Origin of the sequence: Thalassospira sp. A3_1 (assembly GCF_017744215.1) — a bacterium.
Lineage (GTDB): Bacteria > Pseudomonadota > Alphaproteobacteria > Rhodospirillales > Thalassospiraceae > Thalassospira > Thalassospira lucentensis_A.
In genome coordinates, this window is the sequence record NZ_JAGHQQ010000002.1 from 57,875 (window position 1) to 80,266 (window position 22,392).

17 protein-coding genes are annotated in these 22,392 nt (G+C 57.3%); 4 read left to right on the plus strand and 13 right to left on the minus strand.

All coding sequences use genetic code 11. From position 1 onward, the window contains the following. Nucleotides 1-4 precede the first annotated feature (4 nt). The 9 genes from J7395_RS07270 to J7395_RS07310 all read right to left on the minus strand — a co-directional run bounded on the left by J7395_RS07270 (nt 5) and on the right by J7395_RS07310 (nt 13,668). On the minus strand, nt 5-451 hold the full coding sequence (locus J7395_RS07270; protein WP_007089211.1) for a methylglyoxal synthase: 447 nt from the start codon (nt 449-451) through the stop codon (nt 5-7). A 1,389-nt stretch (nt 452-1,840) separates the two neighbouring features. Next, a complete protein-coding gene (gene lpdA / locus J7395_RS07275; protein WP_209221065.1) occupies nt 1,841-3,247 on the minus strand; it encodes a dihydrolipoyl dehydrogenase in 1,407 nt (468 codons plus the stop codon). Nucleotides 3,248-3,271: 24 nt separating this feature from the next. Further along, nucleotides 3,272-4,549, minus strand: a complete 1,278-nt coding sequence (gene odhB / locus J7395_RS07280; protein ID WP_062953196.1) for a 2-oxoglutarate dehydrogenase complex dihydrolipoyllysine-residue succinyltransferase — start codon at nt 4,547-4,549, stop codon at nt 3,272-3,274. A 105-nt stretch (nt 4,550-4,654) separates the two neighbouring features. Then, on the minus strand, nt 4,655-7,567 hold the full coding sequence (locus J7395_RS07285; RefSeq protein ID WP_209221066.1) for a 2-oxoglutarate dehydrogenase E1 component: 2,913 nt from the start codon (nt 7,565-7,567) through the stop codon (nt 4,655-4,657). A gap of 69 nt (nt 7,568-7,636) precedes the next feature. Further along, nucleotides 7,637-8,512: a succinate--CoA ligase subunit alpha gene (gene sucD / locus J7395_RS07290; protein WP_097051357.1), complete on the minus strand. Its 876-nt coding sequence runs from the start codon at nt 8,510-8,512 to the stop codon at nt 7,637-7,639. A gap of 2 nt (nt 8,513-8,514) precedes the next feature. Then, nucleotides 8,515-9,744 (minus strand): ADP-forming succinate--CoA ligase subunit beta, encoded by a 1,230-nt coding sequence (sucC, locus tag J7395_RS07295; protein WP_258547382.1) that lies wholly within the window; start codon nt 9,742-9,744, stop codon nt 8,515-8,517. Nucleotides 9,745-9,881: 137 nt separating this feature from the next. Further along, nucleotides 9,882-10,832, minus strand: a complete 951-nt coding sequence (gene mdh, locus J7395_RS07300; RefSeq protein ID WP_007089203.1) for a malate dehydrogenase — start codon at nt 10,830-10,832, stop codon at nt 9,882-9,884. Between the two features lie 572 nt (nt 10,833-11,404). Beyond that, entirely contained in the window at nt 11,405-12,529 is a 1,125-nt protein-coding gene (gene zapE / locus J7395_RS07305; RefSeq protein WP_209221067.1) for a cell division protein ZapE, read from the minus strand. Between the two features lie 149 nt (nt 12,530-12,678). Further along, nucleotides 12,679-13,668, minus strand: coding sequence for a CorA family divalent cation transporter (locus J7395_RS07310; RefSeq protein ID WP_062953200.1), 990 nt, complete (start codon nt 13,666-13,668; stop codon nt 12,679-12,681). Nucleotides 13,669-13,891: 223 nt separating this feature from the next. On the opposite strand from J7395_RS07310, the gene J7395_RS07315 reads away from it, so the two are divergent. Beyond that, nucleotides 13,892-16,426 carry a DUF3772 domain-containing protein gene (locus J7395_RS07315; RefSeq protein WP_062959363.1) on the plus strand — a complete coding sequence of 845 codons (2,535 nt, stop codon included), beginning with the start codon at nt 13,892-13,894 and terminating at the stop codon, nt 16,424-16,426. An 18-nt stretch (nt 16,427-16,444) separates the two neighbouring features. Here the strand turns inward: J7395_RS07315 and J7395_RS07320 are convergent, their stop codons facing one another. The 3 genes from J7395_RS07320 to nadA all read right to left on the minus strand — a co-directional run bounded on the left by J7395_RS07320 (nt 16,445) and on the right by nadA (nt 18,808). Then, nucleotides 16,445-16,852, minus strand: a complete 408-nt coding sequence (locus J7395_RS07320) for an NUDIX domain-containing protein (RefSeq protein WP_209221068.1) — start codon at nt 16,850-16,852, stop codon at nt 16,445-16,447. A gap of 15 nt (nt 16,853-16,867) precedes the next feature. Then, the gene (gene nadC, locus J7395_RS07325; RefSeq protein WP_209221069.1) at nt 16,868-17,707 is read right to left on the minus strand and encodes a carboxylating nicotinate-nucleotide diphosphorylase; all 840 of its coding nucleotides are present in this window, start codon (nt 17,705-17,707) and stop codon (nt 16,868-16,870) included. A 78-nt stretch (nt 17,708-17,785) separates the two neighbouring features. Next, the gene (nadA, locus tag J7395_RS07330; protein WP_097051352.1) at nt 17,786-18,808 is read right to left on the minus strand and encodes a quinolinate synthase NadA; all 1,023 of its coding nucleotides are present in this window, start codon (nt 18,806-18,808) and stop codon (nt 17,786-17,788) included. A 242-nt stretch (nt 18,809-19,050) separates the two neighbouring features. Between nadA and J7395_RS07335 the strand changes: the two genes are divergently transcribed. From J7395_RS07335 to J7395_RS07345, 3 genes are all read left to right on the plus strand, one after another. After that, the gene (locus J7395_RS07335; RefSeq protein WP_247742060.1) at nt 19,051-19,890 is read left to right on the plus strand and encodes a cytochrome c; all 840 of its coding nucleotides are present in this window, start codon (nt 19,051-19,053) and stop codon (nt 19,888-19,890) included. A 122-nt stretch (nt 19,891-20,012) separates the two neighbouring features. Next, complete coding sequence (locus J7395_RS07340) at nt 20,013-20,237, plus strand: hypothetical protein (protein ID WP_062953205.1); 225 nt, start codon at nt 20,013-20,015, stop codon at nt 20,235-20,237. A gap of 351 nt (nt 20,238-20,588) precedes the next feature. Then, entirely contained in the window at nt 20,589-20,915 is a 327-nt protein-coding gene (locus J7395_RS07345) for a hypothetical protein (RefSeq protein ID WP_062959359.1), read from the plus strand. Nucleotides 20,916-20,963: 48 nt separating this feature from the next. On the opposite strand, the gene J7395_RS07350 is transcribed toward J7395_RS07345, so the two are convergent. Continuing rightward, the gene (locus tag J7395_RS07350) at nt 20,964-22,361 is read right to left on the minus strand and encodes a glutamine synthetase family protein (protein ID WP_209221070.1); all 1,398 of its coding nucleotides are present in this window, start codon (nt 22,359-22,361) and stop codon (nt 20,964-20,966) included. Nucleotides 22,362-22,392 lie beyond the last annotated feature (31 nt).

Genomic DNA, 22,392 nt, shown 5'->3' on the forward strand with positions numbered 1-22,392 from the left:
TGTCTCAAACCTTGCGGTTCTGGTATTCGGCAAAAACCTGTTCGGGGGAATGGCCGCGATATTGTTCGCAGATTTCCTCGAATTTCGGGTTGCTGATCAGAAGGTCGGCGGTGCTGCGGTTGCATGCAATCGGCACTTCATACATGTTGGCCAGCCGGATCAGGGCCCGGACATCAACATCGTGGGGCTGGGGCGTCATCGGGTCGGTAAAGAAAAACATCGCCTGCAATTCGCCATGCGCAATCATCGAGCCAAGCTGCTGATCGCCGCCGAACGGGCCGCTTTTAAGGGCTACGATATCAAGATCGGGGAAGCGTTCCTGAAGCACACGGCCGGTGGTGCCGGTGGCGAAAATCCGGGTGCCGGAAAACTGTGATTTGTGGGTTTCCAGCCAATCGGCCATTTCGCGTTTGCGACGGTCGTGGGCGACAAGTCCGATCGAAAGCGTCATGGGTGGTTTCTCCTGCGTCTTGATCCGGGCAATCCCGGCGGGTGATCTTAGCGGACCGGTCCTTCATATCGCAATATGATGGCATAGTTTATTGAAAATAAACGAGAATTTTTGCCGGAACCGGACGGCGAAAATTTTTGCAAAATGTTCTTGATTTGTTCTTTTATTTGTGGCATAAAGATAAAGTCAACAGGACAAATGGGTCCGGAGACATAACCCGCCAGGCGTGATGCGCTTTGGCGGGTTTTTGCGTTTCCGGGGCGGATTGTTTGTCAAAAGCAGGGGATGACGTGATGAAAAAGCGACGATGTTGAGTGGTTGAATAGCAGGTGGTTTCCGCCAAGCGCGGAAGATCCGTGTGGGGTAAAATCATTACGGCAGGAGTGCGTCCGGGCATTGAAACGGTCCGGGAAACGGCGGCGTAAAGTTTGACAAACCGGAAAGGCAGAACGGGAGAGGTGCGCCTGCCGGGAAGGGCGCGGGCCAGATTTGGGCCGATGCGGGGCCGGATGCGGATCGAGCCGACGATTGGGCAGATCAGCAGCGGAGCAGGGGCGGTTGGGGTGCGATATCATCACGCCAGTGCCGGGATCGGAGCGTGGGTCAAGACGCGACAGTTCCGTTCAGGCCGCACCATTTGTCGAGAGCGGGAGAAGGAGCGATCAGCGAGTAGCCCCGTCGCTATCGGTGGGGAAGGTGAGCATCAGCATTCGTACGGTCCGGTTGGTGTCAGTGGCACCGGCGGCGAGAGCGAAGCTATCGTGCTCCGTCCGACTTGGAATTCGGCTTGGACCTTGGGGACGTGCTGCGCCTTGTGGGCAAGGCAGGCTTCGGTTTGGTGTCGGGCTGGAGCGTTGCCGCTGGCGGGTCGTTTTCGATCCGGGCTTTGGTCCGGTGTCCGGGGCAGGAGCCTGTCCGATGTCACCCTTGGGGCTGTTTTGCATGCCGGAGGCAGCGGACAGTGGCGGAGCACGGCAGGGCCGAATGGGGCAGCGACGAAACGAGGCTTTGGTAAGTGGGGCAGCACCGGCAGGAAGCATGGTAGACCCGAGGCGGGGCAAGGCCAAGACCGGCTGGGTCAGTCGGTCATAGGATCGCAAGTCAAACCAGGGCGAGAGCCTGTTGGGCGGGGCAGCAGAAACAATTTTTCGTCACACCCGCGAAGGCGGGTGTCCATGTTTCGGCGGGTTGGGTGTTCCGGGATCGGATAGGGGCGCGTCTCCCGGTGGTCGGTGCCTGCGGGACGGCTGTCTGGATTCCCGCCTTCGCGGGAATGACGGTGGGGAAGGCGCTGGGGCGAGGGGACGATAAAGGGAGTAAACCGCACAAAAACAAAACGGCCGCCCCAAGGGAGCGGCCGTTTCACGGATCGGGTTGCCCCGGATCGTATTACATGTGGATCGCGCGTTTGTCGGCGTCCAGGGCGGCTTCCTTGACGGATTCGCCAAGGGCCGGGTGGGCGTGGCAGGTGCGCGCGATGTCTTCGGCAGAGGCGCCGTATTCCATCGCAAGAACCACTTCGGCAATCAGATCGCCCGCAGCCGGGCCGACAATATGCGCGCCGACAACACGGTGCGTTTTATTGTCTTCGATGATCTTAACAAAGCCCTCGGTGCTTTCCATTGCCTTGGCGCGACCGTTGGCGGTGAAGGGGAATTTGCCGACCTTGTAGTCTGCGCCTTCTTCCTTCAGCTGTTCTTCGGTCTTGCCGACAGCGGCAACTTCCGGCCAGGTGTAAACAACACCCGGGACCTTGCCGTAATCGACATGGCCTTCTTCGCCTGCGAGCATTTCAGCAAGGGCGACACCGTCTTCCTCGGCCTTGTGGGCGAGCATCGGACCGGCAATCGCATCGCCAATCGCAAAGATGCCCTGCACGTTGGTCTGGAAGTGTTCGTCGGTTTTAACGCGACCGCGTTCGTCAAGTTCGACGCCCGCCTTGTCAAGGCCAAGGCCGGTGACAAACGGACGGCGACCAATGGCGACCAGAACGACGTCAGCCTTGATTTCCTCGGCATCGCCGCCCTTGGACGGTTCAACCGTAAGGGTCACGCCAGACTTGCCCGATTTCGCGCCGGTAACCTTGTGGCCCAGTTTGAATTCGAGGCCCTGTTTGGCGAAGATGCGCTGGGTCTGTTTGACCAGTTCGCCATCCATGCCCGGCAGGATACGGTCGAGATATTCGATCACGGTGACTTCGGAACCAAGCCGACGCCAGACCGAACCGAGTTCGAGACCGATCACGCCTGCGCCAATGACGACCATCTTTTTCGGCACTTTCGGAAGAACCAGTGCGCCGGTCGAGGAGACGATGTTTTTTTCGTCAATTTCGACACCCGGCAGCGGGGAGACTTCCGAACCCGTGGCGATCACGATGTTCTTGGCAGTGATGGTTTCTTCGCCGCCATCCAGAAGGGCAACCTTGACCGTGGTCGGCGAAGTGATTTCGCCGGCACCCTTGACATAGGTGACCTTGTTCTTCTTGAACAGGAATTCAATGCCCTTGACGTTGCTGTCAACGACCTTGTCCTTGCGGGCCATCATCTTTTCGAGATTGACCTTCGGCTTGGAGACTTCGATGCCGTGGGTATCGAAATGCTCGGTCGCCTCTTCGAAGAGGTGGGACGAATGAAGCAGGGCCTTGGACGGGATGCAGCCTACATTGAGGCAGGTACCGCCAAGGGTGCCGCGTTTTTCAACGCAGGCAACCTTGAGACCAAGCTGTGCGGCGCGGATGGCGCAAACGTAACCGCCAGGACCGCCACCGATCACGACAACGTCGTAGTTCTCACTCATGAGTTCTTTGATCCTTTTGTCTGATCAGATGTCGAGCAGGATGCGTTCCGGGTTCTCGATGCATTCCTTGACGCGTACCAGGAAGGAAACGGCTTCGCGGCCGTCAATGATACGGTGGTCATAGGACAGCGCCAGATACATCATCGGACGGATTTCGACCTTGCCGTCGATCGCGACCGGGCGCATCTGGGTTTTGTGCATGCCGAGGATACCGGACTGCGGCGCATTCAGGATCGGGGAGGACAGAAGGGAGCCAAACACGCCACCATTCGAAATGGTGAACGAGCCGCCGGTCATTTCATCCATGCCCAGTTTGCCGTCACGTGCACGTTTGCCGAAATCGACAATGGTGCTTTCGAGGTCGGCAAAGGTTTTCTTTTCAGCCGAACGGATGACCGGAACAACCAGACCCTGCGGGGTACCAACGGCAACGCCGATATCGCAGTAGTTCTTGTAGATGAAGCTGTTGCCATCAATCTCGGCATTGACCGCCGGCCATTCATTAAGCGCGGTGGTGCAGGCCTTGATGAAGAAGGACATGAAGCCGAGCTTCACGCCGTGTTTCTTTTCAAAGCCGTCCTTGTACTGGTTACGGCAGGCCAGAAGGTTGGTCATGTCCACTTCGTTATAAGTGGTCAGCATGGCCGCGGTGTTCTGGGCTTCTTTCAGGCGGCGCGCGATGGTCTGGCGCAGCTTGGACATCTTGACGCGTTCTTCGCCTTCGCGCAGTTCGCGTTCCGGCTTCGGAGCAGCAGGTGCTGCTGGTGCAGCAGCCGCCGCGCGCGGAGCCGATCCGCCACCTTCGAGGAAGTTCAGAACATCGCCCTTGGTCAGGCGGCCGTCTTTGCCGGTTGCCGGAATTTTCGACGGATCGAGATTTTTGTCTTCGACCAGTTTGCGAACGGCAGGCGGCAGCGGATGATCGGTATTGGCCGAGGTCGAAGCCGCCGGTGCGCTTGCTGCCGGGGCAGCAGCCGGTTTGGCTTCTTCTTTTTTCGGCTCTTCTTTCTTTGGTTCTTCCTTGGCTTCGGCTTTTTCTTCCTTGGCCGGAGCAGCGCCTTCGGCACCTTCCTTGATCATGGCGATCAGGGCGCCGACTTCGACTTCGTCACCTTCGCCGGCAACCAGTTCGACAATCGCACCAGCGACCGGTGCGTTGACTTCGACGGTGACCTTGTCGGTTTCAAGTTCGACAATCGGTTCATCGGCTGCAACCGCATCACCGACTTTTTTGTACCATTTCGCAATTGTTGCTTCGGTAACAGACTCGCCCAGCGTGGGAACTTTAACTTCAGTCGCCATTTTTTCCTCGACCGTTTTTTCTATCAGACAGTTTGGGCCTGCCCGAATACGAATGAATTCTGAATGTGCGGGTCGGACGGGCGGTTTCCCGCCCGTCCGGTAAAGTTATTTTACGCTCAGCGCGGCATCGACCAGTTCGGCCTGTTCGCGCAGGTGAGCCTTGAGCAAGCCCGTTGCCGGGGACGCGGCAGCCTTGCGACCGACATAGATCGGGCGACCGGCCTTGTGTTTGATCTCGGACAGCACGCCTTCGATACGACGATCGACGAAGTACCACGAACCCATGTTTTCGGGTTCTTCCTGACACCAGACCACGTCGGCATTCGGATATTTGGCAAGTTCTTCTGCCAGTTCCTTGGCCGGCCACGGATAAAGCTGTTCGACGCGCACCAGGGCAACATTGTCGATCCCGCGGTTTTCACGTTCTGCCAGCAGATCGTAATAGACCTTGCCCGCAGACAGGACGACGCGTTTGACCTTTTTGGCATCGGTCAGTTTGGCGGTTTCGCTGATCACCGACTTGAAGGTGGTACCCGGTCCGAATTCGGACAGGCTGGATACCGCCTGCTTGTGGCGCAGAAGCGATTTCGGCGTCATCAGAACCAGCGGCTTACGGAACGAGCGGCGGATCTGGCGACGCAGGATGTGGTAATAGTTTGCAGGGGTCGTGACGTTGGCCACCTGCATGTTGTTTTCACCACAAAGCTGCAGATACCGTTCCAGACGGGCGGAGCTGTGTTCCGGACCCTGACCTTCGTAACCGTGCGGCAGCAGCATCACCAGACCGGACATGCGCAGCCATTTGGCTTCGCCGGAGCTGATGAACTGGTCGATGATGACCTGTGCACCGTTGGCAAAATCACCGAACTGGGCTTCCCATAGAACCAGCGAATGCGGTTCGGCAAGGGTGATGCCGTATTCGAAGCCCAGAACACCGGCTTCGGACAGGGGCGAGTTGAGGACTTCAAGCTCGGCCTGGCCGGTACGGATGTTGTTGAGCGGGGTGTATTTTGCCTCGGTGGTCTGATCGACCAGTTTTGCGTGGCGCTGCGAGAAGGTGCCGCGCTGGCAATCCTGACCGGACAGACGCACCGGAGTGCCTTCGCACATCAGGGTGCCGAATGCGAGAGCCTCGCCGGTTGCCCAGTCAATGCCTTCGCCGGTTTCGAACATCTTGGCCTTGGCCTTGAGCTGGCGCAGGATTTTCTTGTTGATGTCATAGTCGCTGGGCGGGGTCGAAAGAGCCCGGCCAACTTCCTGCAACAAGTCATCATCCACACCGGTCTGACCGGTCCAGTCCGCATCTTCGCCGTGCGAGGAGGCGAGGCCCGACCATTTGCCTTCGAGCCAGTCTGCCTTGTTCGGGCGGTAGGCTTCGGACGCCTTGAATTCGTCGTCAAGGTAGCTCTGGAATTTCTGATCCAGTTCCTTGACGCGTTCTTCGGTCAGAAGACCTTCCTTGACCAGTTTCTGCGCATAGATGTCCTTGGTGGTCGGGTGTTTGCCGATCACGTCATACATCTTGGGCTGGGTGAAGGCCGGTTCGTCGCTTTCGTTGTGACCAAAGCGGCGATAGCAGAACATGTCGATCACGACGTCCTGTTTGAATTCCTGACGGAATTCGGTCGCGATGCGTGCGGCGTGAACCACGGCTTCGGGGTCGTCACCATTGACATGGATGATCGGCGCCTGAACGACCTTGGCAATATCCGAGCAGTAAGGCGAGGAACGGCTATCGGACGGTTTGGTGGTGAAACCGATCTGGTTGTTGACGACGAAGTGGATCGTACCGCCGGTACGATAGCCTTTGAGGTGCGACAGATCGAAGGTTTCAGCAACAAGACCCTGACCGGCAAAGGCCGCATCCCCGTGAAGGAGGATACCCATGACCTGTTCGCGGTTGGTGTCCTTGCGCTGTGCCTGTTTGGCGCGGACCTTACCCAGAACGACGGTGTTTACCGCTTCGAGGTGGGACGGGTTCGCGGTCAGCGACAGGTGAACAACGTTGCCGTCAAATTCACGGTCAGCGGACGTTCCAAGGTGATATTTAACGTCACCCGAGCCCATCACGTCGTCCGGCTTGGACGGGTTGCCCATGAATTCCGAGAAGATCGCCTGGAACGGTTTGTTCAGGACGTTCGCCAGAACGTTCAGGCGGCCACGGTGCGGCATGCCGAACACGACCTCGCGGATGCCAAGCTGGCTGCCGCGTTTGAGGATCTGTTCGAGAGCCGGCATCAGGGCTTCGCCACCATCAATACCGAAACGCTTGGTGCCGACATATTTGGTGTGCAGGTAGTTTTCGAAACCTTCGGCTTCGACCAGGCGCTCAAGGATGGCTTCCTTGCCGCGCGCAGTGAACTGCGTCTGGTTGCCGATGCTTTCGATACGCTGCTGAATCCATGACTTCTGTTCAGGTTCCTGAATATGCATGAATTCGATACCGATCGAGCCGCAATAGGTTTTGCGGGCCAGCGATACGATCTGACGAATGGTAGCAGTTTCAAGGCCAAGAACGTTGGCGATATGGATCGGGCGATCCATGTCGGCCTCGGTGAAGCCATAGGTTTTCGGATCAAGTTCCGGATGCGGATCACGCGGGGCAAGGCCCAGCGGATCAAGGTTCGCTTCGAGATGGCCACGCACGCGATATGAGCGGATCAGCATCAGGGCGCGAATGGAATCATGTGCCGCGGCACGGATGGCGTTGGAGCTGACCGGCGCACCCTGTGGTGCCGCATGAGCCGCCGGTGCGTAACCGCCATTGGCGGGACGTTCGGCGTGACCCTGGGAGACGTCGTAACCTTCCATACCGCCAACAACCTTGGTTTCCCGCGGCTGCCAGCTGGGTCCCTGCATTTCGGCAAGGAGATCGGAAGCGTCGTCCTGCAACCCGTCAAAAAACTCAGCCCAGCTCTGATCAACCGCAGACGGGTTGTTCTGATACCGGGCATAAAGTTCAGCGATATAAGTTGCGTTCGACTCGTTCAGAATCGTGTCGATATCTTGAGGTTTCATTTGTGGTCTTGGAAGGCATGGTCCCGAAAGAGACCACGCCTCCCCCTGCCTTTCCTCTGACTACCCTGATTACCCTTTCAAAGCCTTGAGCATGGTCGAGCCAAGGCTTGCCGGGGAATCGGCAACAAGAATACCAGCGCTGCGCATTGCTTCCATTTTCGCATCCGCAGTGCCCTTACCGCCGGAGATGATCGCACCGGCATGGCCCATGCGTTTACCCGGAGGCGCGGTTACACCAGCAATAAAGCCGGCAACCGGTTTTTTGACTTTGGAAGCCTGCAGGAATTCACATGCTTCTTCTTCGGCAGAACCACCGATCTCACCGATCATGATGATGCCTTCGGTTTCCGGATCCTTCAGGAACAGGTCGAGGCAATCGATGAAGTTGGTGCCGTTGACCGGGTCACCACCGATACCGATACAGGTCGACTGACCCAGGCCAGCGGCGGTGGTCTGTGCGACTGCTTCGTAGGTCAGCGTACCGGAACGGGAAACGATGCCGATCTTGCCGCGACGGTGAATGTGGCCCGGCATGATGCCGATCTTGCATTCGTCAGGCGTGATGACGCCCGGGCAGTTCGGACCGATCAGACGGGTTTTCGAACCCGAAAGGGCGCGCTTGACGCGAACCATGTCGGCAACCGGAATGCCTTCGGTGATGCAGACAGCCAGTTCGACCTTGGCGTCGATGGCCTCAAGGATGGCATCAGCCGCGAAGGGCGGCGGAACATAGATGACCGATGCATTGGCACCGGTCACATGGACCGCTTCGTCAACGGTGTTGAAGACCGGCAGGTCAAGGTGCTTGGTGCCGCCTTTACCCGGGGTTACGCCGCCAACCATTTTGGTGCCATAGGCAATTGCCTGTTCGCTGTGGAAGGTACCCTGCGAACCGGTGAAACCCTGGCAGATAACTTTGGTGTTTTTATCGACGAGAACAGCCATAGTTACGCGGCCTCCTTCACAGCTTTGACCACCTTTTCGGCGGCATCGGCAAGGTTGTCGGCCGAAACAATCGGCAGACCCGATTCTTCGAGGATTTTCTTGCCAAGTTCGACATTGGTGCCTTCGAGGCGAACGACCAGCGGAACGTTCAGGCTGACTTCGCGGGCTGCTGCCACAACGCCGTCTGCGATCACGTCACAACGCATGATGCCGCCAAAGATGTTGACCAGGATACCTTCGACATTCGGGTCAGACAGGATCAGCTTGAACGCGGTCGTAACGCGTTCCTTGGTGGCCCCGCCGCCAACGTCGAGGAAGTTTGCCGGTGCGCCGCCATAAAGCTTGATGATGTCCATGGTTGCCATGGCAAGGCCTGCGCCGTTGACCATGCAGCCGATGGTGCCATCGAGCTTGATGTAGTTGAGGCTGTGTTTTGCAGCTTCGAGCTCGGCCGGGTTTTCTTCGTCTTCGTCGCGCAGTTCTTCGATGTCCGGATGACGGAACAGCGCGTTGTCGTCGAAGTTCATTTTGCAATCGAGCGCGATGATGTCGCCATCACCGGTCACGACCAGCGGGTTGATTTCAACCATCGCCGCATCGGTTTCGAGGAAGCAGTTATACATGGCGGTCATGAATTTGACGGCCTTGGAAACCTGTTTGCCTTCGAGACCCAGCGCGAATGCCAGTTTGCGACCATGGAAGCCCGAGAAGCCGGCAGCCGGATCGATGTCAACGGTGACGATCTTTTCCGGGGTTGCTTCGGCAACTTCTTCGATGTCCATGCCGCCTTCGGTGGAGGCCATGAAGATCACGCGCGAAGTGGCACGGTCAACAAGCAGCGAAAGATAGAGTTCGCGTGCGATGTCGCAGCCTTCTTCGATATAGACGCGTTTGACTTCCTTGCCATCCGGGCCGGTCTGGTGGGTGACCAGAGTGGCGCCGAGCATCTGACCGGCATTGGTGCCGACTTCCTCGACGCTTTTGACGACGCGAACGCCGCCTTTATCGCCAGCGGTTGCTTCCTTGAAGGTGCCTTTGCCGCGGCCGCCTGCATGGATCTGGGATTTCACCACGTAAACCGGACCAGCCAAGGACTGGGCAGCTTCGGTGGCTTCCTGAGCGGTGTAGGCAACCTTGCCGTTCGGCACGGTCACACCGTATTTGCGAAGAATTTCTTTCGCCTGGTACTCATGAATATTCATGTTCGGTCGCTTTCTTGCCTTCCGTACGATTTCCTGTGGGTCAGAAATCGTGGTTTCAATGTCCCTGTCAAAAAGGGGACGTTGTTGCGAGGCCCGCGTTCATTGACGTTATAATAACGACAATGAATGAAAAACGGGCCGGTCACTGACCAGCCCGCTTCGCGATCTTAGAGCATGCCCTTGGCAGCTTCGACGAGGCCGCGAACAGCGTTCACGGAATTGTCGAAGTTTGCCTTTTCGGACTCGTCGAGATTAATCTCGACGATGCGTTCAACACCGCCTGCGCCCAGAACAACCGGGACGCCGACATAAAGGCCGTCAACGCCGTATTCGCCGCTAAGGTAGGCGGCAACCGGCATGACGCGTTTCTGGTCTTTCAGGTAGCTTTCCGCCATCGCGATTGCCGAAGCAGCCGGGGCGTAGAAAGCGGAACCGGTTTTCAGAAGAGCGACGATCTCGGCACCACCGTCACGGGTGCGCTGAACGATCTGGTCGATCTTTTCCTGGGTGGTCCAGCCCATTTTGATCAGGTCGGGAACCGGGATGCCGGCAACGGTCGAATAACGGATCGACGGGACCATGGTATCGCCGTGACCGCCAAGAACGAAGGCGGTGACATCCTTGACCGATACATTGAATTCTTCGGCGAGGAAGTAACGGAAGCGGGCAGAGTCCAGAACGCCAGCCATGCCGACAACTTTCTTCGGATCGAAGCCGGTTGCCTGCTGCATCACCCAGACCATCGCATCAAGCGGGTTGGTGATGACGATGACGAATGCGTCCGGGGCATGTTCCTTGATGCCCTGACCAACCTGGGTCATGACCTTGGTATTGATGCCGATGAGGTCATCACGGCTCATACCCGGTTTGCGGGCCACACCGGCAGTCACGATAACGACATCAGCGCCTGCGATGTCCTTATAGTCACTGGTGCCCTTGAGGTCGGCATCAAACATGTCGACGGGGGAGGATTCAGCAATGTCGAGAGACTTGCCCTGTGGCATGCCATCAACGATGTCGAAAAGGACGACGTCGCCAAGCTCTTTCAGGCCGACCAGGTGGGCCAGAGTACCACCAATATTGCCGGCACCGACGAGCGCGATCTTGTTGCGGGCCATTCCGTTACCTTCTTCCCTATTGCGCTTCCGAGGCGTCGAAACTCAACTTGGGAGCGCGATTGAAAATTTAAACCTGCGAACGCGAAAGAATCGTTCGTAAACACCGAGTGTCGTAAACTGATTCGGCCGCTTTTACAAGGGGAAACGCCGCTGTTTTCACGAGGAAAACCGCCGGTTCCCGGTTTGTTGCAACTATTGTCTAAACGCTTAAAAACCGATCATGTTGCAGATGCGAATAAATGCAAATCGGCAGCAAAACCAAAGCCTGTTTGCGCCTTGGCGCTGCCTAAAGGAAAGGCACAACACGCTTTTGCCGCGAATTGATGCGCATGATCTTATCTTCTGGCGTCCAGCCTTGCAGGAAACGGCCATCTGCCATGCGGCAGGCGGGGCATGGGGAAAAGCCCGTGGAAGCAGATTCTGCATTTTCGCAAAGCCAATTGCACGCCAGACGCAAGAATCGGCATGCCAACCATCACCTGATGGTGATTTTTTGTGCCGAAATTAAACCTGTGTGGGTGGAGTCGTTTTTGAGGCGTTCAAATTCGCCCGAAGCGTGCCCCGTTCGGGTGTTACGTCAGATGCGGCATGTCGAGATATTCCTGACTGCGCATTTCGGTCAGGCGCGACACGGTGCGCTGGAATTCAAATGAATAATCGCCGTCGGTATAGATTTCCGACGGATCGCATTCAATCGCACAGATCAGCTTGGTTTTATGTTCATACATCGCATCGACCAGGGTTCCGAACCGTTTGGCCCAGTCTCGGCGCGAGTCCGGCAGTTTCGGGATCAGGTCAATGACGATGGTGTGGAAATGGGTGGCAATCGCGATGTAATCGCCCGGTCCGAGCGGCTTGGTGCAAAGTTCATCAAACGTGAAGCGCGCCACACCGGCCCCGGCGGCGGAAATTTCGATCTTGCGGCCCTTGTTGGTCAGGCTGTCAGGCGCAACGCGTGCGCCTTCGGTGACGGTTGCGAACATCTCGTCAATTTTCGCCTTCGCATCCGGTCCCGCCGGGAACAGGAAGACATCGGCCGCCGTCAGATTGCGCATGCGGTAATCGGTCGGGCTTGCCAGTTCGAGCACATCAAGTTTCTGTTTGATCATGTTGATGAAGGGCAGGAAGTTCTGGCGTTGCAGGCCGTCCTTGTAAAGATCATCGGGCATGCGGTTGGATGTGGTGACAATCACCACGCCATGATCAAAAAGCTGTTCGAACAGGCGGCCCAAGATCATCGCATCGGTGATGTCGGTGACCTGCATTTCATCAAAACACAAAAGCCACGCGTCCTTGGCCAGATCCCTGGCAATTGGCGGGATCGGGTCGGCGTCGTCCTTTGACTTGGTTTTGCGGAAACGGTGCATGCGGTCATGCACATCCTGCATGAAATCGTGGAAATGCACCCGGCGTTTGCGATCGACCGCGACGGTTTCGTAAAACAGATCCATCAGCATGGATTTGCCGCGCCCGACCTCGCCGTAAATATAAAGGCCCTGCGGTGGTTCGGGTTCTTCGCGGCGGCGCGTCAGGCCAAACCGTTCGCGCCAGCCGCCCGAACCGGTATGCGGTTCGTAATGGTTCAGCGCCTTGAACAGGCTTTGCAGTTTTTCCGCACAGAGTTCCTGCATCGGATCATGGGACAGTTCGCCCGCTGTGATTTTCGCGCGGTAACGTGAAAGCGGGCCGTCGGTCATCAAGGATCTCGTCATGCAGTGAAGGTGAATAAGGGCGGATGGTCAAAGTCATAGCGCCAAGCTGCTTTGCAATGCAACAAGGCTGTGTCGCATGGCTTGATTGCATCATGTGCAAAAGACCGGGTGGCTCAGAGGGTTCATCAGCGGGTTCAGACCAGGCGCATCTTTTTGAACAGCCAGATTTCAAAGACGACGATGACGGCGAGAATGATGGAAACGCCGATAAAGCCAAACGGGTTTTCAGCCGCCGGAACCCCGCCGACATTGATGCCCAGAAGCCCGGTCACGAAACTGATCGGCAGGAACAGACCGGCAATCACCGTCAGCCAGTACATGGTGCGGTTCATGCGTTCGGTTTCCAGCGCCATCATGTTTTCATTGACGATCTGGATGCGTTCGCGAAGGGAATCAAATTCTTCGACCAGACGGATGGTTTTATCGGTCAGCGTTCGCGCACGCCGTTTGTAGCGTTTATCAAGCCATGCGGTTTTCTGTTCGACATATTGCCCCAGCGCATCACGTTGCGGGGACAGATGACGGCGCAGGCGCGAAAGCTGATTACGGACATCCGAACAGCGGCGGCGCAATGACAGGGTTTTGTTTTCCGGGGTGTCTTCCTGATCGTCTTCGATGGTGTCGACGTTTTCTTCAAGCCCGCGCACGACATTATCGACCCGGAAAACCAGCCGTTCGGCAACGGTCAGGACAAAATCATCGGGATTGCGCGGTGCGTTGTCTTGCGCAATCGCGCTTCGGATATCGTCAAACGCCTTTAGCGACTGATTGCGGAGCGTGATGACCATATTGCCCGATACCCAGAAGCGCACCGAAATCATGTCGGCGGGATCATTTTCGGCATTCAGGTTTACCCCGCGCAAATTCATCGAATAGCCATGATCGTAAAAGAAGACGGATGGCCGGGTGCCGCGAGTGGACAGGCCGTCGGCGATGGTGGGATCGAGCCCGACAATATCGATCAGCCAGCGCCGGACACCTTCCGCCATCCAGTCGAGATGCACCCATAGAAACTGGTTTTCGCCTGTCTGGGGAAGGGATTTGACGATGTCCTGCCATTCAAGGGAGGTTCCCTTGCCGTCACTATCGAGGATGAAAGCATTGATCAGGGCGGATGAGGACATCGGGCGGGCTCCGTCTGGTGCGCTACTTTGCGGGCCGGAAAGGCCGGGACAGGCATGGTACCGGTTCGGGAACGAAACGGTACGTGATTCGTTATCGCGGACAGTGTAACCTGTTTGCAAATCAGGAAAAACGGGTTTCGGTCACCGGCCCGACAGGGATCAGCATGGAATATCTATCATGACGACAGTTCGTCCTATTTTGTTTTGGATTATGGCGACAATAATGTCGGCCTTCCTGATCGGCGGCAGCGCGAGTGCGCAGGATGTCCCGCAGGAAAAAACCCAGAAAATCGAACTGGAAAAAAGCCAGAAACTGATATCGGGCTGGAATGACCGTCTGGACGAGGTCGATACGGCCCTGAATTCCGACGAGATTACCGGGCGGCTGTTGAATGAAAGCCGGTCGACGGTTGAAGAAGTGACCGAAGGGGCCGCGACCCTGCAATCGAGTGCGGCAGACCGGTTGAACCGGTTGAATACCGCCCTTGGCAAACTGGGAGAACCCCCGGCCGAGGGCAAAACCGAAGCCCCCGCCGTTGCCGAGGAACGCGAACGGTTGAACAAGGATATCGCCGAGATCAGCGGCGTGATCAAACAGGGTGAACTGGTTGATTTCCGTGCGACCGAAATTTCCGACCGGCTGGCGCAGATTTCACGCGAGAGATTTACCCGCCGCATTCTGGGCCGGGTTGATGTGCCGTGGGACGCGGAAAGCTGGGGGCAGGTGTGGTCTGGTGCCATCGAACTGCCTGACATGGTGCGCAGCCGGTATGCCGACCTTGATCTTGAAGGGCCGATTGGCGACCAGTTGAGTGAAATTGCGCCGGGTCTTGTGTTGCTGACCTTTGTGGTGATGGCGGCCCTGATCGGGGGCGAGGTTGTTGTCCTGCGCTGGTTGCCGGAACGATGGCGCAATGCGCCCAAGGAAGACCGGGTGTCGCTGATATCGGGAACGCGGTTCGTGTTTACCGCACTGGTGCCCGGGGTGGCGTTGCTGGTGGCCTATCAGATGGTGGACCGGCAGCCGGACCTTCTGGTCGGCAGTATGGGCGATTTTGTCTATCAGTGTTTTGCTGCCCTTTTGTTCCTGCTGTTTGTCGGGGCGGCGATCCGCAGCATCTATTCCCCGTTTTCACCGGGCATGCGGCGCGCCGGAACGACGGAAACCGGATCGCGGGTTATCGGGATACTGTCGTTGTTTGCGGCGGTGATTTACGCATCCGATCTGGTGTTGCTGCAAGGCGCAACCACGCTTGGCACGTCGCTTGAAATCGCGCTGGTGCAGAGTGTTTCCAACGTCTTCCTGATTTCGATCATCCTGTTTGTCAGTTCGCTTGGCGTGTTCTGGGAACATGGCGGGCCGGACCGGCATGAATTATGGGCCAAGGTTGAAAGACGTTTGCGCCGCGGATTGCGGAGCATTTCGATCCTGCTGCCGGTGCTTAGTGTTCTGGGTTATGTCGCACTTGCGCGCTTTATCCTTGAAAACCTGATGATGGCGATGGCGTTCGTCACCAGTTACTGGCTGTTGCGTGGCTATGCGCGCGCGCTTGTTCATACCTATCTGGTGCGGCCGTCGTCCCCTGATGATGACGGGACCAGTGATGCGGTGCATGGCACGCTTTATTTCTGGTTGCGCGTGACGATTGATGTCGTGATGTTCACGATTGCCGTGCCTTTGGCGGTTCTGATCTTTACCGATATCGCGTGGGCGGACCTGCTTGATGCCGCCGAAAAGGCATTTATCGGGATACAGGTGGGTGGGATCAATTTCTCGCTCCGCGCCATTCTGATCGCGATTTTGCTGTTCCTTGCGGTTCTGGGCGTGATGCGGTTTTTCCAGCGGATGCTCAACACAAGGGTTCTGCCCAATACCAAGCTTGATCAGGGCTTGCAGCATTCGGTTTCGGCGATTTTCGGTTATGTCGGGATCTGCCTTGCGGTGTTGCTGGCGATTTCGGCGGCGGGCATGGATTTGTCCAACCTTGCGATCATTGCCGGTGCGATTTCGGTCGGTATCGGTTTTGGCATGCAAAGTATCGTGAGTAACTTTGTGTCGGGCCTGATCCTTCTGATCGAACGGCCGATCAAGGTGGGGGACTGGATCGTGGTCGGGGCCGATCAGGGACTGGTCAAGGATATCCGGGTGCGCGCGACCGAGATCGAAACCTTTGACCGGTCATCGGTGGTGATCCCGAACTCCGAACTGATTTCCAACCGGGTGATGAACTGGACGCTTAAGGACCGCAGCGGACGCGGGATTATCCGGATCGGGGTGTCGTATGGATCGGATGCCAACAAGGTGCGGGAAATCCTGCTTGAGATCGCGGACAAGCGCCGCGAGATTCTCAGCTATCCGGCACCGCAGGTGGTGTTTATCGATTTCGGGGCCAGTTCGCTTGATTTCGAATTGCGCTATTTCCTGCGCGATATCGGTGATGTTCTGGCAGTGGGCAGCGCGGTACGGTTCGAAATTCTTGAACGGTTCCGGGCCGAGGGCGTTGAAATCCCGTTCCCGCAGCAGGACGTGCATTTCCGCGATATCGAGAAACTGGCGGCCGCCATCCGCGATGCCGGGCATGGCAACCCCAAACCGGTGATCGAGGCGAAGGATGATATCCCTGATGCGAGTGAGGGCGATGGCACCGACCCGGCCGCACCGCCATCTGTCGCCAAGGACGAAAACCGCGACAAGGATGCGGCTGCGCGCAGCATCCCCGATGCCGGGGGTGACCCGGACGCGGATGGACCGCGATAAGCAGGTAATCGGGCGGTATTAAATATCGAAAAGGGCTGCCGTGATCTTTTGGCCCATCGGGGCCATCAGGTGACGGTCGCGCTGCGATAGCCAGCGCATTTCGGCGATTTCGCGTGATGGGGTCAGAGTGCCGGTAAAGCGGGCGGCAAAGCATTGCATGCGGACAATGACCCCAGATGGCTGGTTATGGCCGCGACCGGCATAAAGCCCAAGCGGACGAATGGATTTTTCGATCAGCTTCACGCCGAGTTCTTCGCGGATTTCACGGATCAGGGCTTCGATGGCGGTTTCATCCGCATCGATCTTGCCACCGGGCAGGTAAAACCGGTCGCGCCCGTGGCTGCGCACCGACAGGACTTTGCCGCCATCGCGGAAAATCCAGTTGGCGGTTTCGACAAGTTTGGGGGCCGGTCTGATAGCGTTCATCGTGATCAGACCCGGTCAGAGAATGGCGACATCCAGCCCGATATCGACCGCCGGGGCCGATTGGGTGATGCGCCCGACCGAAACATAATCAACACCCGTGGCGGCAATCGCACCGATGGTTTGCAGGTTCACACCACCCGATGCCTCTGTCTTGCAGCGACCCGCGACAATCGCGACGGCCTGGCGGAGCATATCGGGCCCCATGTTATCGAGCAGGATGATATCGGCACCGGCATCGGTGGCTTCACGCACCTGATCGAGCGTGTCGCATTCGACTTCGATTTTCGGCAGGTTGGCCGCACGTGCGGATTTCACGCATTCAGTGATCGAACCGACCACACCGATATGGTTGTCCTTGATCATCACGCCGTCATAAAGACCCATGCGGTGGTTCTGAGCGCCGCCCATGCGGGTGGCGTATTTTTCCATCTTGCGCCAGCCCGGAAGGGTTTTGCGGGTATCAAGCAATTTAGCCGTCGTATCGCCCATCGCAGTGACATAGGTGCGCGTGGTGGTGGCGATTCCCGACAGATGTTGCAGGGTATTTAGCGCGGTGCGTTCCGCAGTCAGGATGCCGCGCGCATTGCCTTCGACAACGGCAAGCACGTCCTTGGCGGCAATCGCATCGCCGTCCTCGCAATGCTTGGTGATTTTGGCATCGGGGACCAGTTTGCGGAAACATTCAAGGGCAATGTCCAGACCGGCAACCACGATGTCCTCCCGCGTTTCAAGCGCGACGCGCAGGCGCGCATCGGCGGGGATGACATTGTCCGATGTGATATCGCCGGTGCCGATATCCTCGGCAAAGGCGCGGTCGATGAATTCGGAAATTTCAGCCGGGGTCAGGACGGTCATGGTGGGGCCGCATTCTTTGTGGGATGGGGATGGAAAACAGCCCCGCAAGTTGCTGCGGGGCTGCTGATCGGGTGGGCCTTAGGCCGCGTGATCCTTTTTGAGCGGAATGCCTTTTGACATTTCCAGCATCCGTTCAAGCGGTTTGACGGCGGCAACACGCAGATCTTCGGGCATGATGATCTGCGGGCCGTTATTGACCAGACACAGATAGAGTTTTTCCAGCGTGTTCAGTTCCATGAACGGGCAATTGTTGCACGCACACGAGCCATCGGCACCGGGCACCGGAATGAATTCCTTGTGCGGGGCGGCTTTTTCCATCTGGTGGATGATGTGGGGTTCGGTCGCGATCAGGTATTTCTGATCCGGGCCGTTGATCACATATTCCAGAATGGCGCGCGTCGAGCCGATGTGATCGGCATGTTTCAGAATGCCGTCATGGCATTCCGGGTGTGCGGCGATTTTCGCATCCGGGTTCTGGGTTTTCAGGCGGATCAGTTCGCGTTCGGAAAACTGTTCATGCACGATGCACGAGCCGTTCCACAGCGTCATGTCACGGCCGGTTTTTTTCGCCAGATAGCTGCCAAGATGGCGGTCCGGTGCCCACAGGATCGGTTTATCAAGCGGGATCTGATCGATGATTTCGGCAGCGTTCGACGAGGTCACGATGATATCGGATGCGGCCTTTACCTCGGCCGAGCAGTTGATATAGGTGACCGATACGTGGTCGGGATGCTGTTCGCGGAATTTGCGGAACGGTTCGGGCTGGCACGAATCTTCGAGCGAGCAGCCGGCCTTTGAGTCGGGCAGCAGGACGGTTTTGTTCGGGCTGAGGATTTTGGCCACCTCGGCCATAAAGCGGACACCGCAGAACACGATGACATCGGCATCGGTTTCGGCGGCCTTGCGCGAAAGATCAAGGCTGTCGCCGACAAAGTCGGCCAGGTCCTGAATTTCGCCGTCCTGATAATAATGGGCCAGAATGATCGCGTTTTTCTCTTTCTTCAGGCGGGCAATTTCCGCCTCAAGATCAAGGGTGGGATCAATCTGCATCTCGGACATTGCGCCGGGCTTCGCCTCGGCGATGGTGGCAATCTGGTTCATGGCGTCGTCTCATCTCGCCTGTTGCAAGCCGGAGATAAGCAGCGGGTCCCGGCATTGCAAGTTAATGACAGTTTGAAACCTGAATATCGCCATTGGGCCGGTATGGCAAGGAATTGGGCGGCGATGAAGGGCAGCCATGCGTTCGCGAGGGCATTTGTGAATACGCGATCATCAGTTTGCGGCGGTTATGGTATTCTTGTTGCGGGACAATTTGCCACAGATCGCCAGAGAGGGGACCGGGCATGAAATCGTATCGGGGATATGGGGTTTGGCTGCTGCTGTGTGTTTTGCTGCCATTTGCGGGCAAGGCCGCCAGTGCCGCGGAATTGCAGGTGACGACGCCCACGGGCGCGGTTTCGGTTTATCAGACCGATGAATTGTTAAGCCACGCGGCGGCACGCGAGATCACGGTGGCCGATGACGCGGCCTATGGGCGCGATATGACCTATCGCGCGGTGCCGGTTGCGTCCCTGATCGGGGATGCGGGTGCGGTGGACCGCGAGACGGGGCTTGAGGTCATCGCCCTTGACGGGTTTGTCGCCAATATTCCCCTGCCGCTTGTGTTGCTTGAGGACGATGAAACGGCGCAGGCGTGGATCGCCATTGAACCCGAAGATGCGCCCTGGCCGAACCTGCCGGGCAAGGAGGTTTCGGCCGGGCCATTTTCATTGGTGTGGGTCGATGCGGCAGTATCGCATATCCGGTCGGAACAATGGCCCTATCAGGTGGCGAAAATCGGTTATGCCGCCTTTCCGGCGGCACGGTGGCCGCAGTTGGCGCTTGGTGACGATGTTCCGCAAGATGCCAAACGCGGACAGGCGGTTTTCATTGATCAGTGTTTTGCCTGCCACCGGATGAACGGGGCGGGGATTACCGAACTGGGGCCGGATCTTAACCTGCCGATGAGCCCGGTGGATTATTTCAAGCCCGATGCACTTGTGATGCTGATCCGTGATCCGGCATCGGTGCGCCATTGGCCCGATATGCAGATGCATGGATTTACGACTGATCAGCTTTCGGATGCGGAAATCCGCGATGTGATCGCCTATTTGCAGGCAATGGCGGGCAGGAAGGCCGAATAGGAATCCGGCGCGCCAAACCAGCCGGGACGGATGGTACATATCAGCGTTGCAGAACGCGAAGTGTGCATTTGCGCAGGATGCGGCCATAACCCACTGATCTGATGCACTAGGAAGTCTTTGATATGGATTGGGTTCCGTTCGTTTTCGGTACGATCAAGGTTGTCGCGTTGGGCACGGGCATGTTCTTTGCCATCAAGTGGCATTACGATCAGGGCAAGAAGATCGGCATGCGGGCTGTCCTTCGCGCCAGCGCCAAGATGGTCGCGATTTTCGTGCTGGCGGTTGTTATCCTTGGGGCGGTGACCTTCGGGCTTGGCAGTATGCTTGGTCTGGATCTGAGCTACTGATCATCGCCGGGCTAAAGAGCCGGATAAATAAATCGCAAAATAAAATCGGATTGCTACGCGCCGGATTATTTTCGGTGCGATGGTTTTATGTATCTATTCAAGGCGATATAAAAATAAAAAATATGTTCGTTGTATAAAATCAAAAAATATTCATATGATCAGACTTGGATATTTATTTCCAAATTTCATGGTCATTTCAATTTTTGTTTGAAATCAAACGTGGCAATGCGGGTTCGATCAGGAATTCGCAGGCGTCTCGCGTGAGGAAAACAAAAGCTGAAAAGCTGGCCACGGGAATGATCCCGTTGATTTTCCCGGATCAACGCGCCCTTGCGCGGTAGGAGCACTTTTTTGACAAACCGTACCACATCGAAAATCCTGAATTTTGCGCGGCCGTTCAGTCTGCGTGGGCTTGCGGAAGTTCTGCCAGCCGGGGCCTATAAGGTGATTACCGAAGAGATGCTTCCGGAAAACGTGACCTATCCGACCTATCAGTGGGTTTCGACCAAGATGCATCTGCATGCCAATGCGGACCGTGCGGGCGACATCCGCATGATGAATGTCGATCCCCGCGATCTTGAAGTCGCCCATCTGCGCGATCAGAAAATGATGGATTCCCGCCCGCGGGTCGCGTTCTCCGCGCACAAATCCAACAACCGCGCCAAACGCGTCTTCTGATTCTGGTCCCCGGTCAGGAAAGCCTGACCGGCACACCGGCCCCATCATTCAGACCGAAAACCCGTAATATTCCCATTCGGCCGCACTGACCTTGAGTGCCATATGTTCGTATTCTGCCTGCTTTATGCGGGTAAATGCGGTGAGGAAGCGTTCGCCAAGGGTGCGTTTGTTGAAATCGGAGGCACCGAAGCGGTCGATGGCGTCAAGCCAATGGCGCGGCAGGTCGTTCGGGGCTTTGTCATGGCCGATTTCATCGGTGCTTGGTTTGCCGGGATCTGTTTTGTGTTCGATGCCGTCAAGGGCCGCCCCTAATGTCACGGCAGCGACCAGATAGGGATTGGCGTCAACACCCGCGATGCGGTGTTCGAAATGCCGGGTCTTGCCCGGCGTGCCCGGCACACGAAGCGCCACGGTGCGGTTTTCAACACCCCAATCATCAGATGCCGGGGAATACATGGCCGATGCAAAGCGGCGCCATGAATTCATGAACGGGGCCAAGATCAGCATGGTTTCACCGATGGTGCCGCGAATGCCGCCGATGGCGTTGAGCATCAGGGGGCTCAAGCTCCCGTCCGGCTGATCGGCAAACAGGTTATTGCCGTTTTCGTCCGCCAGCGAGAGGTGCAGATGCATGCCAGAACCGGCTTCGTTGCCGAACGGTTTGGGCATGAAGACGGCCTCCATCCCGAAACGGCGGGCCGCGGTGCGGATCAGGCGTTTGGCGATGATGACATCATCGGCCGCGCGCATCAGATCGCGATAGCGGATGGTCATTTCATACTGGCCCGGACCATATTCGGAAATCAGGGTTTCAAGCGTCAGATCAAGATGTTTGGCGCCCTTATAAACCGCATCAAAAAGCGGCGACATTTCATCGATTTCATCGACCGACATGGTGTTGCGCAGCAGCGAGCGGCGTTTGGTCATCGCGTAGGATGCCGGGTGATAAAGCCCGCCCGCGTCAGCATTGCGGTCCACCAGATAGAATTCCAGTTCGAACGCGCCCATCGGGGCAAAGCCAAGGGTATTGGCACGCTTGACCTGATTGACGAACACATTGCGCGGGTCGACATCGTGTGGGGTTGCGTCTTCGTTATACATGCTGATCAGAAGCTGGCCCCGGCCCGTGTGGGGCAGATAGCCCAATGTTCCCGGCACGGGCCAGCACCGGCCATCGCCGCCGCCGCCGGTCTGCACCAGCCCACAATCATCAACATCCTCGCCCGTGACATCCTGGCCAAAGATCGAGGTTGGCAATCCACGCCCCGATTTATAGATGCCTTCAAGCTCGTGACGGCGGATCATCTTGCCGCGTCCGATGCCGTGAAAATCGGTCAGGATGATGTCGATGGCCTCGACATCCGGGTATTTGGCAAGGAATGCCTCGGCCTCGGAAAGGGTTGAACCACTGGGGGACGAGGCGGCCGGGGTGGGTGCATTGGACACGGACGGGATTCCTGATGAGGGGCGGTTTCTG

What these genes read in the sequence shown, in the direction of transcription:
- nadC (WP_209221069.1), bottom strand. Translation starts at nt 17,707, where the DNA reads ATGACCGTCCTGACCCCGGCTGAAATTTCCGAATTCATCGACCGCGCC.
- J7395_RS07310 (WP_062953200.1), bottom strand. Translation starts at nt 13,668, where the DNA reads ATGTCCTCATCCGCCCTGATCAATGCTTTCATCCTCGATAGTGACGGC.
- mdh (WP_007089203.1), bottom strand. Translation starts at nt 10,832, where the DNA reads ATGGCCCGCAACAAGATCGCGCTCGTCGGTGCCGGCAATATTGGTGGT.
- J7395_RS07335 (WP_247742060.1), top strand. Translation starts at nt 19,051, where the DNA reads ATGAAATCGTATCGGGGATATGGGGTTTGGCTGCTGCTGTGTGTTTTG.
- nadA (WP_097051352.1), bottom strand. Translation starts at nt 18,808, where the DNA reads ATGAACCAGATTGCCACCATCGCCGAGGCGAAGCCCGGCGCAATGTCC.
- J7395_RS07270 (WP_007089211.1), bottom strand. Translation starts at nt 451, where the DNA reads ATGACGCTTTCGATCGGACTTGTCGCCCACGACCGTCGCAAACGCGAA.
- sucD (WP_097051357.1), bottom strand. Translation starts at nt 8,512, where the DNA reads ATGGCTGTTCTCGTCGATAAAAACACCAAAGTTATCTGCCAGGGTTTC.
- odhB (WP_062953196.1), bottom strand. Translation starts at nt 4,549, where the DNA reads ATGGCGACTGAAGTTAAAGTTCCCACGCTGGGCGAGTCTGTTACCGAA.
- zapE (WP_209221067.1), bottom strand. Translation starts at nt 12,529, where the DNA reads ATGACCGACGGCCCGCTTTCACGTTACCGCGCGAAAATCACAGCGGGC.
- J7395_RS07285 (WP_209221066.1), bottom strand. Translation starts at nt 7,567, where the DNA reads ATGAAACCTCAAGATATCGACACGATTCTGAACGAGTCGAACGCAACT.
- J7395_RS07340 (WP_062953205.1), top strand. Translation starts at nt 20,013, where the DNA reads ATGGATTGGGTTCCGTTCGTTTTCGGTACGATCAAGGTTGTCGCGTTG.
- lpdA (WP_209221065.1), bottom strand. Translation starts at nt 3,247, where the DNA reads ATGAGTGAGAACTACGACGTTGTCGTGATCGGTGGCGGTCCTGGCGGT.
- J7395_RS07315 (WP_062959363.1), top strand. Translation starts at nt 13,892, where the DNA reads ATGTCGGCCTTCCTGATCGGCGGCAGCGCGAGTGCGCAGGATGTCCCG.
- J7395_RS07320 (WP_209221068.1), bottom strand. Translation starts at nt 16,852, where the DNA reads ATGAACGCTATCAGACCGGCCCCCAAACTTGTCGAAACCGCCAACTGG.